The sequence below is a fragment of the Aquipuribacter aurantiacus genome (assembly GCF_051216895.1).
Lineage (GTDB): Bacteria > Actinomycetota > Actinomycetes > Actinomycetales > JBBAYJ01 > Aquipuribacter.
Window position 1 is genome coordinate 135,249 of record NZ_JBPKAO010000012.1, and the last position, 13,071, is coordinate 148,319.

A 13,071-nucleotide genomic window follows, 5' to 3' on the forward strand; every position below is an offset into this window, starting at 1 on the left:
CCGCCCGGCCCGTCCAGGACGTGGTGGCCGGCCGGGTCGGCTCAGGCCGAGCGCTCGGCCCCGGAGATCGTCGGGAACGGCCGGGTCGAGAACACCACCTCGACCGGGACGGCGAAGAACTCCGCGATCCGCAGCGCCAGGTGCAGCGACGGGCTGTACTCGCCCCGCTCCAGGTAGCCGACGGTCTGGTAGTGCACCCCGAGCGCGTCCGCGAGCTCCCGGCGGGTCACACCGCCCTCGACCCGCAGGGCCGCGATGCGGTTGTGGACGTCGCTGTCGCTCACCGGATGGTCTGCACGGCGGCCTGCCGTGCCGCCTCCACGGCCGAGCCGGACTGCCGGCGCGCCATCCGGCGCAGCACGACCGGCGTCAGGGCGAGGGCGAGGGCGGCCCAGGCGCTCAGGACGGCCACCGTCTCCCAGGTGCGCCACGTGCCGGTGATCTCGATGGCGGCGGCGGCCTCGGGCAGGAACGCGGATCGCAGCCCGAGACCGATCCAGTACAGCGGGAAGACCTGGGCGACGACCTGCAGCCAGCCCCACATCGCCTGCAGCGGGACGAAGATCCCGGAGATGCCGGTCAGCAGCAGGATCGGGAGCATCCCCCAGGTCGAGACCTTCTGCGTGCTGGGCACGAGCGCCCCGATGATCATGCCGATCGGCAGCGTGGCCAGCAGCCCCAGCACGACCACCCAGGCGAACGTCAGCCACGCCGACGCGCCGCCGGGCAGCACCCCGTCGAAGAGGATGGTGCTGGGCACGAGGACCACCAGCAGCATGGGCAGCAGGCCCAGCGAGTGGTAGACGGCCTGGCCGCTGACGTAGCCGACCATCCCGTTGGGCACGGCCTTGGCGCGCAGCAGGGTGCCGTCCTCGCGCTCCATGGCCAGCGCGAACGCCGGCCCCAGCATGGCGTTGAACACCAGCAGCGCCCCCAGGATGCTGGGCAGCGCGACGGCCGGGTACAGCAGGTCCGTGCCCTCCACCTCGTTGGTGCGGTTGACGTACAGGAAGATGACCGTGGCGACCCCGAAGAACAGGTAGAAGCCCTGGTCCTGCGGGCTCCGCAGGCTCTGGACGAACTCGGTGAGGCCGCGGCGGACCCCGACCCCGACTGCGTGCAGCCTGACGTTCACGCGACCACCTCCAGCGCCCCGCGGCGCTCCTGCGGGTCCCCGGGGCCACCGGTCTCGTACCGGTGGACCATCTCCACGTAGGTGTCCTCGAGGGTGGCCCGGCGGACCTCGAGGTCGCCCAGCGCGTCCCCGTGCTGGGCGAACAGCTGCCGGACGTAGGCGGTGGCGTCGGCCGTGGCGTGGACGAACCGTTCGCCGTCCACCGTCCAGGTGACCTGCGCCTCCCGCCCGACCTGCCGGGCCAGCTCCTCCGCGCTGCCGTCGGCGACGATCCGCCCGGCCGCCAGCACGAGGATCCGGTCGGCCAGCCGCTCGGCCTCGGCCAGGTCGTGCGTGGTGAGCAGGACCGTGGTGTCCTCCAGGTCCGACAGCCGGTGGACCAGGTCGTGGAAGTCACGCCGCGCCATCGGGTCCAGCCCGGCGGTCGGCTCGTCCAGGAACAGCAGCTCGGGGCGGCCGATGATGCCGATGGCGACGTCCAGACGCCGGCGCTGCCCCCCGGACAGGGTGACGATCTTCTGGTCGGCGATGGGGTCGAGGCCGACCATCGTGATGAGCTCGGCGACGTCGTAGGGGCGCGGCCGCTCCGGCGTCGCGTACGGCTCGTAGTAGCGACCCAGGTGGGTCAGGAGCTTGCGCGGCGTCCAGCGCGGGTGGTCGCGCCAGGACTGCAGCACCACCCCGACCCGCGCGCGCCACGCCTCGTCCCCGGTCTGGGGGTCGCTGCCCAGCACGTCGACCTCACCCTCCGAACGGGCCCGGAAGCCCTCGAGGATCTCGATGGTGGTCGTCTTGCCGGCCCCGTTGGGCCCCAGCAGGCAGAGCACCTCGCCCCGGCTGATGTGCAGGTCGACGCCGTCCAGCACGTCGTTCGTCCCGTACCGCATCCGCAGGCCACGCACCTGCACGACCGGTTCGCCCGTGCTCCGCTGAGTCGGCACAACCGTCCCCCTCCGTCGTCGGTCACCGTCCCGAGCGATAGTAGACCTGCTACATCGGTAGCACTAGTGCTATTTCCGCAAGCCCCGCCGGGCCCCTGCCGGGCCGAGCCCTCGCCCGCACCCCTCGACGTGTGGGACGTTCCGCACGCCCCCAGCTCCCGAAGCGCACGGAAACGTCCCCCACGAGACGTGCACGAGCATGTCGGCCCACGCACGAGCAGGGGCGGCCACGCGTGTGGGACGTTCCGCGCGCCCCCAACCCCCGAAGCGCACGGAAACGTCCCCCACGGGACGTGCACGAGCATGTCGGCCCGCGCACGAGCAGGGTCGACCACGCGTGTGGGACGTTCCGCGCGCCCCCAACCCCCGAAGCGCACGGAAACGTCCCCCACGGGACGTGCACGAGCATGTCGGCCCGCGCACGAGCAGGGTCGACCACGCGTGTGGGACGTTCCGCGCGCCCCCAACCCCCGAAGCGCACGGAAACGTCCCCCACGGGACGTGCACGAGCATGTCGGCCCGCGCACGAGCAGGGTCGACCACGCGTGTGGGACGTTCCGCGCGCCCCCAACCCCCGAAGCGCACGGAAACGTCCCACACGAGACGCGCACGAGCAGGATCGGCCCGCGCACGGGCAGGGTCGGCCACACGTGTGGGACGTTCCGCGCGCCCCCGGCCCCCGAAGCGCACGGAAACGTCCCCCACGAGACGCGCACGAGCAGGAGCGGCCTGCGCACGAGCAGGGTCAGCCACACGTGTGGGACGTTCCGCGCGCCCCCGGCCCCCGAAGCGCACGGAAACGTCCCCCACGAGACGCGCACGAGCAGGAGCGGCCTGCGCACGAGCAGGGTCAGCCACACGTGTGGGACGTTCCGCGCGCCCCCGGCCCCCGAAGCGCACGGAAACGTCCCACACGAGACGCGCACGCAGCACGGCGGGGCCGGGCGGGGCGGTGGCGCGGGGTCAGCCGCCGGCGGGCTCCAGCCGGATGGGGCTGGCGTAGGCCAGGGCGCGGTTGTTGCTGGGGTGCCCGTCGGGTCCCGGCTGGAGGTTGCGTGCGGCCGGGTCGGCGACCCGGACGACGAGCCAGGGCACCTCGTCGGCTTCCCACTCCCCCTGCAGGTCGACCCGGACCGTGGCCGGACGCCCCGACTGCGCCCGCTGCACGGCCAGGACCGTGGGCACCGTGAGACCGGTGGTCAGCACCTGCAGCTCGACGTCGCGCCCGGTCGAGGCCGGTCCCGCGTCCACGTCGACCGCGAGCTCCAGGGACCGGGTCCCGGCGGGGACCTCGAGGGTGCCACCGAGCCGCGCCGCCGCCGGACCGGCGACGTCCGGACCGAGCGAGGCCACGACGTCCAGGCGCAGACCGGGCTCCCGCGTGGCGTAGAAGCGGCGCGCGGCCAGGGCCTCGCGCACGCCCGCCCGGGTCCACTCGCGCACCCACAGCCCGCCCCGGCCGAGCCCGGGCTCGAAGCCCCAGCGGCGGCCGTGCTCGTCGGACACCCCGAGCAGCCCGGGCCGCCACCCGGCGGCCAGGCACGCCAGCATCGGGCTGCCCAGACCGTTGCGGTAGCCCTCGAACAGGTAGTCGTCGGTGCGGTTGAACACCTCGATGCTGACCAGGCGGTCGGTGAGGCGCGGGTCGTGGGCGAAGGAGTCGAAGCGCAGCGGCTCGCGGCCGGGGTGGTTGAGCCCGAACAGCGTGTCGGGGCCGGGGACGGGACCGGCGATCCAGTCGTGCAGGCCCTGGATGCCCGCGCGGTCGTCGACCGGGATCCAGGTCTGCGAGAACCACACGTTGACGTGGCCCAGGTGCGGCGTCGTCCACTCGAACCCGCGGATCGCGGTGAACGCGCCGGGGTCGTCGGCGGCCGCGGCGAGCTCGCCCGCCCGGACGAAGTCGGCGTCGGTGATGAGCTTGACGGGCATCCCGGCCCAGGGCACGACCTTGCGCACCCGCTCGAGCGAGGCCAGGTCGGTGAACCCGGCGTGGTCCGTCAGGGCGGCGGCGTCCAGGCCGGAGGCGCGCATGCAGTCGAACGCGTCGTCGGCGTGACCGGCCCCGTCGGACAGGTCGGTGTGGTTGTGCAGGTCCGCGTGCAGCACCTGGGTCCCGGCCACCAGGTCGCGGTGCGGCCCGGCGAGCAGCCCCGAGGCGCGGGAGGCGCCCTTGCGGGGCTCCTCGCCCCGGCTGTGGGGGCGCAGCAGCAGCGCCCCGGCCGTGGCCTCGTGGCTGTGCCCGGGACCGTCGCTCACTGCGCGAGGAAGCCGAGCAGGTCCAACCGGGTCAGGACGCCCACCGGCTTGCCGTCCTCGACCACGAGCACCGCGTCGGACAGCGTGAGCGCCTCACGGACGGCGTCCACGGACTCCCCCGCCCCCATCAGCGGAAGGGGCGAGTCCATGTGCTTCTCGACGGGGTCCGCCAGTGTGGCCGCCCCCGTGAACACGCGTTGCAGCAGGTGCTCCTCGGTCACGGCACCCGCGACCTCGCCGGAGGTGATGGGCGGTTCGGCCTTGACCACGGGCATCTGCGAGACGCCGTAGGTGCGCAGGATGCCGATCGCGTCGCGCAGCGTCTCGTTCGGGTGCGTGTGCACCAGGGCCGGCAGGTCGCCGGTCTTGGTCCGGAGCACGTCCGAGGCCGTCCGCCCCCCGTTGGGGGCCACGAAGCCGTACGACGCCATCCAGCGGTCGTCGAAGATCTTGGACAGGTAGCCGCGCCCGCCGTCGGGGAGGATCACCACGACGACGGCGTCGTCACGGCCCTCCTCGGCCAGCCGCTGGGCCACCCTCAGCGCGCCCACGGCGGCCATCCCGCAGGAGCCGCCGACCAGCAGCCCCTCCTCGCGCGCCAGGCGTCGGGTCATGTGGAACGACTCGGCGTCGCTGACGGCGACGATCTCGTCGGGGATGCTCGGGTCGTAGGCGCTGGGCCAGAAGTCCTCGCCGACGCCCTCGACCAGGTACGGCCGGCCGGTGCCGCCGGAGTAGACGCTGCCCTCGGGGTCGACGCCGATGACCTGGACGCCGCCGCCCTCGCGGTCGGCGGACTTCTCCTTGAGGAACCGGCCGACGCCGGTGATGGTGCCGCCGGTGCCCACGCCGGTGACGACGTGGGTGACCCGGCCGTCGGTGTCGTCCCAGATCTCCGGGCCCGTGGTCTCGTAGTGGCTCGCGGGGCCGGCGGGGTTGGAGTACTGGTCGGGCTTCCAGCCGCCGGGGCTCTCGCGGGCCAGCCGGTCGGAGGTGGAGTAGTAGGAGTCGGGGTGGCTCGGCTCGACGGCGGTCGGGCAGACCACGACCTCGGCCCCGTAGGCGCGCAGCACGTTGCGCTTGTCCTCGCTGACCTTGTCCGGGCAGACGAAGATGCACTTGTAGCCGCGCTGCTGGGCGACCAGGGCCAGGCCGACGCCGGTGTTGCCGCTGGTGGGCTCTACGATGGTGCCACCGGGCTGCAGCGCCCCGCTCGCCTCGGCCTCGAGCACCATCTTCAGCGCGATCCGGTCCTTGATGCTGCCGCCGGGGTTGAGGTACTCGACCTTGGCCAGCACCAGCGGGCCCTTGCCCTCCTCGGCTCCCGGCCACAGGCCGCGGGTCACCCGCGAGAGCCTGACCAGAGGTGTTCCACCGACGAGGTCCACGATCGACTCGGCATAACGCACCCCCCAATCGTGTCAGACATCCGAGGGGGCCCTCGCCGCCGGGCTCACCGGGTGGGTCCCCGGAACTCCGACGACGACGGCCCCGCGGCTGCCTACCCTGGTGCCATGCCCGTCAGCCGCCGTCCGGTCCGCCGCCGGGTCGCGGCGCCCGCGGGCGGACCCCTGACGGGTGAACCTGCCCGTCCACGCTCGCGCCGCCGGCCGGACGTGCCGATCACCGAGAGCATGACGACGCCTCGGACCGGCATCCGCCGGATCGGCCGGACCGTCGCCCTGGGCGGCGGCGGGCTGACGCTGCTGGGCGTCACGGGGGTGGGCGTCCTGGTGGCCGAGGCCCGGCTGGCCAGCCGCTGGATCATCGGGCGGATGAGCACGCCCTTCGACGTGGACGGGCGCTACGACGCCTACGGCCGGGTGGACACCTCCCTACCGGTGGACCGGCCGTTGCAGCTGTGCGTGCTGGGCGACTCCGCAGCCGCCGGGCTCGGGGCCGACGACCCGGGCGCGACCCCCGGCGTGCTGCTGGCCACCGGCCTGGCCCGCGCGACGGGGCACCCCGTGGACCTGCGGACCGAGACCAGGGTCGGGGCGGTGTCGGCGGAGCTCGAGGGGCAGGTCGACGCCCTGGAGGCCGACGGGGTCCGGCCCGACGTCGTGCTCGTGATCATCGGCGGCAACGACGTCAAGGAGCGGGTCCCGACCGCCTCGGCCGCCCGCCGTCTCGGCGAGGCCGTGACCCGGCTCGTCGCCGGCGGCGCCCTCGTCGTCGTGGGCACGGTGCCGGACCTGGGCACCATCACGTCGGTGCAGCAGCCGCTGCGGGCCCTCGGAGGGCGCTGGTCCCGGCAGCTGGCCGAGGCGCAGACCGGTGTCGTGCTGGCCGCGGGCGGCCACCCGGTCGACCTGCGTGGCCTGATGGCCCACGACTTCCGCGGTCACGACGCGGCGGCGATGTTCGCCGAGGACCGGTTCCACCCCTCTGCCGACGGCTACCGCCGCACCATGGGCCACGTCGTTCCGGTCGTGGTGGACCTGATGCGCGGCGGGACCGGTGACGACCAGGCGCAGGCCGACGCCGCGGTTACCGGCGGGTAACCCAGGGGTCGACCTCGGTTAGGCTCCCCGCATGCCCGACGCCGTCGTCGTCTCCGCCACCCGCTCCCCCATCGGCCGTGCCGGGAAGGGCTCGCTGGTCGACGTCCGTCCGGACGACCTGGCCGCCACGGTGGTCGCCGCCGCCCTGGAGGCCGTCCCGGGGATGAGCGCCACCGACCTGGACGACCTGATGCTGGGCTGCGCCGAGCCGAGCGGCGAGCACGGCACCAACATGGCACGCGTCGTGGCGGTGCTGCTGGGCCACGACGGCCTGCCCGGTACGACCGTCAACCGGTTCTGCGCGTCCAGCGTGCAGACCACGCGGATGGCGTTCCACGCGATCAAGGCCGGTGAGGGCCACGCCTTCGTGTCCGCCGGGGTCGAGTGCGTCTCGCGCTACAAGGGCGTCAAGGGCTCCGACCTGTTCGGCGAGGACGCGATGAACCCGCGCTTCGAGGACGCCCGTCGCCGCACCGGCGAGACGGCCCGGATGAACGCCCCGTGGCACGACCCGCGCGGGTCCGGCGAGCTGCCCGACGTCTACGTCGCGATGGGGCAGACCGCCGAGAACGTGGCCACCTCGCGCGGCATCTCCCGCCAGCGCCAGGACGAGTGGGGCGTGACCAGCCAGAACCGGGCCGAGGCCGCCATCGCCGCCGGGTACGTCGGCACCGAGATCACGCCGGTGACCACGCCCGACGGCACCGTCGTGAGCCGGGACGACGGCCCGCGCGCCGGCGTCACGCTGGAGAAGGTGTCGCAGCTGCAGCCCGTGTTCCGCACCGACGGCACCGTGACGGCCGGCAACTGCTGCTCGCTCAACGACGGCGCCGCGGCACTGGTGGTGGTCTCCGGCGACTTCGCCGAGGCGCACGGCCTGACCCCGCTGGCGCGCGTGGTGTCGACCGGGGTGTCCGCCCTGAGCCCGGAGATCATGGGCATGGGCCCGGTCGAGGCGTCCCGGCAGGCCCTCGAGCGCGCCGGCCTGACGATGGCCGACGTCGACCTGGTCGAGATCAACGAGGCGTTCGCGTCGCAGGTGCTGGCCAGCGCCGACGACCTGGGCATCGACCCCGAGAAGCTCAACGTGCACGGCGGGGCCATCGCCTACGGGCACCCGTTCGGCGCCACCGGGGCGCGGATCACCACGACGCTGCTCAACGCGCTGCGGGTCCGTGACGGGCAGTACGGCCTGGAGACCATGTGCGTCGGCGGCGGCCAGGGCATGGCCGTGGTCTACGAACGCCTGAGCTGACCCCCCGGGCCCGCAGGCTCAGGGCCGCGCCAGGCTCAGCCGCTCCAGGCTCAGGGCAGCGCGCGGCGCAGCTCGACGAGCTCGTCGCGGGCGGCCACGAGACCGGCCTCACCCGGCGAGGCGTCCAGCAGGTCCCCGACCACCACGCGCAGCAGGTCGACCCAGCCGTGCGGGGCCAGGTCCGGCACGGGGTGCGGGTCCAGGCCCTCGGCGGCCCGGGCGGCGTCGGCCAGCCGCTGGACGGCCGGCCGGACGACGTCGACGGGGATGCGGGCCGGCGTGAGGGTGCTCAGACGCGAGACGACCCGTGCCGCCTCCTGCGCGACCTCCTCGGAGGTGTCGCGCGGGGTGGGCAGCACGGGTCGTGTCGCGTTCGTGTCAGGTCAGGCGACCTGGGACGTCACTCGCCGCCGCGGAGGATGGCGAGCAGGCGGAGCATCTCCAGGTACAGCCAGATCAGGGTGACGACGAGCCCGAAGGCCGCCCGCCACGCCCACTGCTGGGGCAGCTGGTTGCGGATGCCCTGCTCGATGAAGTCGAAGTCGAGGATGAGGAACAGCGAGGCCAGCGTCACGCCGACCAGCGACAGGCCGACACCGAGCAGGCCGGAGGAGAAGAACAGCGAGTCGGCGCCGAAGAACCACACGGCGACCAGGTTGAACAGGCCGATGAACAGGTAGCCGATGGCGGCCACCATGAGGATCTTGCGGAACCGCTTCGTGGCCCTGATGAGGCCGGTGCGGTAGGCGATGAGCATCGCGGTAAACGCCGCGATGGTGCCCAGGACTGCCTGGAAGACCAGCCCGTCGCCGAACTGCACGGTGTACAGGGCGCTGATGCCCCCGACCAGCAGGCCCTGGAAGGCCGCGTAGGCGATCATCAGCCCGGGGCGGATGGTCTTGGAGAACGACACGACGAGGGCCAGGACGAGCCCGACGATCATCCCGCCGAAGGTCAGCATGAGACCCGTGCCGAACCCGATGACGCCGGTGATGATCGCCCAGAACAGCGGGACGGCCACGGCCAGCAGGACGGCGAACATGATCCCCGTGCGGGTGACCACGTCCTCCAGCGTCATGGCGCGCTCGCGCACCGGCGAGGCCATGCCGTACTGGGACTCCAGCGACTCCGCCGACGGCGTCGCGACGTCGAAGGTGGCGTACCCGTTACGGGTGAACGCCTCGTTCCGCGAGAACGCGGGGTTGCTGCTGCGCATGATCTCCCTCCAGAGCGGGCCGAGATGACCCTGTGCTCGGGTAACACCCCAGCGTGTCCTGGGGTTCCCGAGCCGGGGGAAGTCTACCCAGGACCCGGATCGCCTGTCCTCGGAGCGGCCACGGGACCGCCGGACGGGTGGTGCCCCCGACGGGACTCGAACCCGTACTGCTGCGCTTTTAAGGCGCCTGCCTCTGCCGGTTGGGCTACGGGGGCGGCGGTGACGAGCCCGGCCGCAGGACGACCGTAGAGGTAGCCCTGCCCGTACCGGCAGCCCAGCGACGTGATCGCCTCGTGCTGCTCGGTGGTCTCGATGCCCTCCGCGACGGTCGCCAGCCCCAGGCCGGCCGCGAGGTCGGTCACGGCGGCGACGATCCGCCGGTCCGGCCCGTCGAGGACGACCCGCTCGACGAAGGAGCGGTCGATCTTGACGATGTCGACCGGCAGGACCCGCAGGTGCGTCAGCGAGGAGTACCCGGTGCCGAAGTCGTCCAGGGCCACCGTGACGCCCTCGGTGCGCAGGGTCTGCAGCTGCGGCACGACCCCGTCCAGGTACGGCACGACAGCCGACTCCGTGACCTCGATCGTCAGGGTCGCCGGGGCCACGTCGGCCCGGTCGAGGCGACGCAGGACCCGCCCCGCGAAGTCGGGCTCGGCCAGCTCGCGCCCGCTGACGTTCACCGCCATCCGGCGCCCCTGCGGGTCCCGGGCGGCCGCGCCGAGGGCCGTGGACATCACGAACCCGCCCATCCCCCGCACCAGGCCGGACTCCTCGGCCACCTCCAGGAACTCCGCGGGGCCGACCAGGACCCCCTGCACCCGGCGGACCAGCCGGACCAGGGCCTCGTGCGCCACCACGCTGCGGTCCTGCAGCTCGACCACGGGCTGGTAGACGACCTGCAGCCCGCCGCTGGTCAGGGCGGTCCGCAGCTCGCGCTCGATGGCGTGACGGGTGTCGACCTCGGCCTGGAGCTGGTCGCCGAACACGACGTGGCCCCGCCCGCCCCTCGCCTTCGCGCGGTACATCGCGATGTCCGCCTGCCGGACGAGCGCCTCGGCGTCGGGGACGGTCCCGCGCGAGTGCTGCCGGTCGTGCACGACCACACCCACGCTGGCCGACACCACGACGTCGCCGCGGCTCAGCTCGACCACCGGCTGGAGCGCGCCGTGCAGCCGGCGCAGCAGCGTGTCCAGCCGGTCACCCGCGGGCATCCTGGCCAGCAGGGCGAACTCGTCGCCGCCCAGGCGGGACACCTCGGCCACCCGCAGCCGCCCCAGCCGACCGGCCACGTCGCGCAGCAGCTCGTCCCCCACGGCGTGGCCGTGCGCGTCGTTGACCAGCTTGAACCGGTCGAGGTCCAGCAGCAGGAGCACCACCGGCGGGCCGCCACGGGCGTGGTCGAGCAGCGACTCCTGGAGCGTCCGCAGCAGCCCGACCCGGTTGGCCAGCCCCGTCACCGGGTCGCGCAGCGCCGCGCGCGCCAGCTGCGTCTGGGTGTCGAGCCGTTCGGTGACGTCGTCGACCTGGACCACGGCCCACGAACGGGCCCGGGAGCCGGCCTCCCGCGCCGTGGTCAGCGGGGCGATGTCGACCACCCCGAACCGGGGCCGACCGGCCGCTGCCAACCGGGTGGGCACCGGCACGCCCGTCGGCCGCCCGGCGGTCGCGTCGGCCAGGGCGACCTGCAGCCGGAGCGCACCGGCGGTGTCCTCGGGGTGGACGAGGTCGACGACCGGGGAGCCGAGCAGCTCCGGGACCGTGCGGCCGAGCAGCTGGGACAGGCTCTCGTTGACCTCGGCGAGGCGACCGGTGTCCGGCCCGGTCAGCCCGACCATCGCCAGGCCGCCCGGTGAGCGGTCGAAGGCGGAGGAGAACCGCACCTGCGCCTCGCGTCGGGTGTCGTGGCGGACGAGCTCCCCGACCAGGTGCGTGAGCCTGGCCGCGGTGAGGACGAAGACGGCGAACGCCGCCAGGGGCACCAGCCGTCCGGGGTCGGGCAGGGCGCCCAGCAGGGACAGCAGCAGCACCACCGGCGCACCCACCAGCCCGATCCCGAGCAGCAGCAGCCGCCGGGGGGTGACGTGGGGACCGGCGCCGCCGACGGCGAGCGGCCGGACGTCGGCGCGGTGCTGCGCGGCCTCGGCGAGCCGCACCGCCGACGGGTGGGTGGCCGCGAGGGCCAGCAGGAGGACGGCGAGCAGCAGCAGGCCCGCGACGTAGGGAGCCGTCCGCAGTCCGGTCACCGCGCCGAGCACGACCGCGGAGTCGGTCACCAGCAGCGCCAGCAGCCCGGTCGCCAGCAGCAGCTGCGAGGGGCTGCGGGCCCGCTCGGACAGCACCGGCAGGGCCGCGACGAGCACCGCCAGGTCCAGCAGCGGCAGCACCAGGACCGGGACGCCGTCGGGGCGCCCGTCGGCCACCACCAGCAGGCCCAGGACGCAGCCGGCCAGGACGATGACGGCGGCGTCCACCGCCGCCCACCGGTCCGGGCGCGCCGGTGCGGTCTCGGTCAGCCAGAACACGCCCACCAGCAGCGGCAGGTAGGTGGGCAGCCGGACCGCGACGGACGGGTCGACCGTGGTGGCCGGGAGCACGTCCATGACGAACGGGGCGGTGAGCAGCCCGGACAGCGTGACCAGCCCCAGGGCGGCCCCGACCCAGCGCCACGGGTGCCGCGGCCCCACCCAGGGGGCCGTCACCACGACCACGCAGCAGAAGGCGGCCAGCGCGGTCCAGGACAGCGCCCGGCCCGGTCCCGGGGGCAGCAGCAGCAGGGCGACGCCCACCGGCGGCACGACGGCCGCGGTGATGCGCCAGGGGACCGCCACGTGGGTCAGCCAACACGTCACAGCGGGTCGCGCGCAGCAGAAACGCCGCTTCCACCAGGGGATTCGCCCCCGACGTGGTCGGTCCGTACCGATTCGGCCGGTTACCCGGCCCGACCCGGGTGCGCCGGTGGCAGCCCCGCCGGCCACGACCAGGTCGCCGGGCGGCGCGTCGCGTCACTTCTCGGGGCGGCGGTGCCGAGCGGCCGGCCGGCCACCCGGCGTCCGCGGGTCCGCCTCACCGCACGCGGGGCAGTGGCTGCTCGGCGCCTGCGTACCGTACTCTCACGCGATGGCAGAGTTGAATGAGCCGACGGCGACCGGTCCGTTCATGCAGATCGGCGAGGTCGCGGCGCAGACCAACCTCAGCCTGCGCACCATCCGGCACTACGAGGAGATCGGCCTGGTCGTGCCGTCCGGCCGGTCGCAGGGCGGGTTCCGGCTGTACGTCGACCGGGACGTCGAACGACTCCGCCTGGTCCGCCGGATGAAGCCGTTCCTCACCCTGGAGGAGACCAAGGACCTGCTGGGCCTGCTCGAGACCGCGGTGGACCTCCCGGATCTCGACCCGGTCACCGCGGCCGACGTGGTGGACCGGCTCCGGATGTACCGCGAGGCCGTCGTGGTCCAGCTCGACACCCTGCGCGAGCAGGTCCACAAGGCCGAGGCCTTCGCCGACGAGCTGGGCGACATCGCCGCCGGACGCCGTCGCCCCTCGCTGTAGGGGCAGCTGCCCGGGGGCCGACCCCGAGGTCGGGCCCCGACCCCGTCAGTGCCCGGCGCCCAGCTGCCCGGTGAGGCGACCGTGCCAGCCCTGGCTGGCCTCGTTGAGGCCGACGATGAACACGTTCTTGCCCTTCTGGCGGTACTTGAGCTCGATGGCGTCCAGCGACGCGACCGTCGAGGAGTCGAAGATCTGGGACTCGCTCAGGTCGA

Annotated in this window: 10 protein-coding genes, 1 tRNA gene and 1 pseudogene; 3 read left to right on the forward strand and 9 right to left on the reverse strand. The window is 74.0% G+C overall.

Annotated features, from left to right (window positions below):
- Window positions 1–41: 41 nt before the first annotated feature.
- The 5 genes from ACR80Q_RS15375 to ACR80Q_RS15395 all read right to left on the reverse strand — a co-directional run bounded on the left by ACR80Q_RS15375 (window position 42) and on the right by ACR80Q_RS15395 (window position 5,744).
- A complete protein-coding gene (locus ACR80Q_RS15375; protein WP_435378519.1) occupies window positions 42–284 on the reverse strand; it encodes a helix-turn-helix transcriptional regulator in 243 nt (80 codons plus the stop codon).
- Complete coding sequence (locus tag ACR80Q_RS15380) at window positions 281–1,135, reverse strand: ABC transporter permease (RefSeq protein ID WP_435378520.1); 855 nt, start codon at window positions 1,133–1,135, stop codon at window positions 281–283. Before ACR80Q_RS15380 ends, ACR80Q_RS15375 begins: the two co-directional genes overlap by 4 nt.
- The gene (locus tag ACR80Q_RS15385) at window positions 1,132–2,022 is read right to left on the reverse strand and encodes an ABC transporter ATP-binding protein (protein WP_435378521.1); all 891 of its coding nucleotides are present in this window, start codon (window positions 2,020–2,022) and stop codon (window positions 1,132–1,134) included. The genes ACR80Q_RS15380 and ACR80Q_RS15385 overlap by 4 nt, the downstream gene beginning before the upstream one ends.
- Before the next feature lie 1,017 nt (window positions 2,023–3,039).
- Window positions 3,040–4,335, reverse strand: a complete 1,296-nt coding sequence (locus ACR80Q_RS15390; RefSeq protein ID WP_435378522.1) for a CehA/McbA family metallohydrolase — start codon at window positions 4,333–4,335, stop codon at window positions 3,040–3,042.
- Window positions 4,332–5,744, reverse strand: a complete 1,413-nt coding sequence (locus ACR80Q_RS15395; protein ID WP_435378523.1) for a cystathionine beta-synthase — start codon at window positions 5,742–5,744, stop codon at window positions 4,332–4,334. The genes ACR80Q_RS15390 and ACR80Q_RS15395 overlap by 4 nt, the downstream gene beginning before the upstream one ends.
- 225 nt (window positions 5,745–5,969) lie before the next feature.
- Here ACR80Q_RS15395 and ACR80Q_RS15400 point away from each other — a divergent pair, with 225 nt between their 5' ends.
- Both ACR80Q_RS15400 and ACR80Q_RS15405 read left to right on the forward strand, forming a co-directional pair.
- On the forward strand, window positions 5,970–6,839 hold the full coding sequence (locus ACR80Q_RS15400; RefSeq protein WP_435378524.1) for an SGNH/GDSL hydrolase family protein: 870 nt from the start codon (window positions 5,970–5,972) through the stop codon (window positions 6,837–6,839).
- Window positions 6,840–6,870: 31 nt separating this feature from the next.
- The gene (locus tag ACR80Q_RS15405) at window positions 6,871–8,094 is read left to right on the forward strand and encodes an acetyl-CoA C-acetyltransferase (protein WP_435378525.1); all 1,224 of its coding nucleotides are present in this window, start codon (window positions 6,871–6,873) and stop codon (window positions 8,092–8,094) included.
- Between the two features lie 50 nt (window positions 8,095–8,144).
- Here ACR80Q_RS15405 and ACR80Q_RS15410 read toward each other — a convergent pair whose 3' ends face one another.
- From ACR80Q_RS15410 to ACR80Q_RS15425, 4 genes and pseudogenes are all read right to left on the reverse strand, one after another.
- A complete protein-coding gene (locus ACR80Q_RS15410; protein WP_435378526.1) occupies window positions 8,145–8,453 on the reverse strand; it encodes a hypothetical protein in 309 nt (102 codons plus the stop codon).
- 41 nt (window positions 8,454–8,494) lie between these two features.
- A complete protein-coding gene (locus ACR80Q_RS15415; RefSeq protein WP_435378527.1) occupies window positions 8,495–9,310 on the reverse strand; it encodes a Bax inhibitor-1/YccA family protein in 816 nt (271 codons plus the stop codon).
- Between the two features lie 138 nt (window positions 9,311–9,448).
- Window positions 9,449–9,525 (reverse strand) — tRNA-Leu (locus ACR80Q_RS15420).
- 81 nt (window positions 9,526–9,606) lie between these two features.
- A pseudogene (locus tag ACR80Q_RS15425) lies at window positions 9,607–11,910 on the reverse strand (putative bifunctional diguanylate cyclase/phosphodiesterase); the annotation flags it as partial.
- Between the two features lie 517 nt (window positions 11,911–12,427).
- Between ACR80Q_RS15425 and ACR80Q_RS15430 the strand changes: the two are divergent.
- Window positions 12,428–12,859: a MerR family transcriptional regulator gene (locus ACR80Q_RS15430; protein WP_435378528.1), complete on the forward strand. Its 432-nt coding sequence runs from the start codon at window positions 12,428–12,430 to the stop codon at window positions 12,857–12,859.
- Window positions 12,860–13,071: the final 212 nt, after the last annotated feature.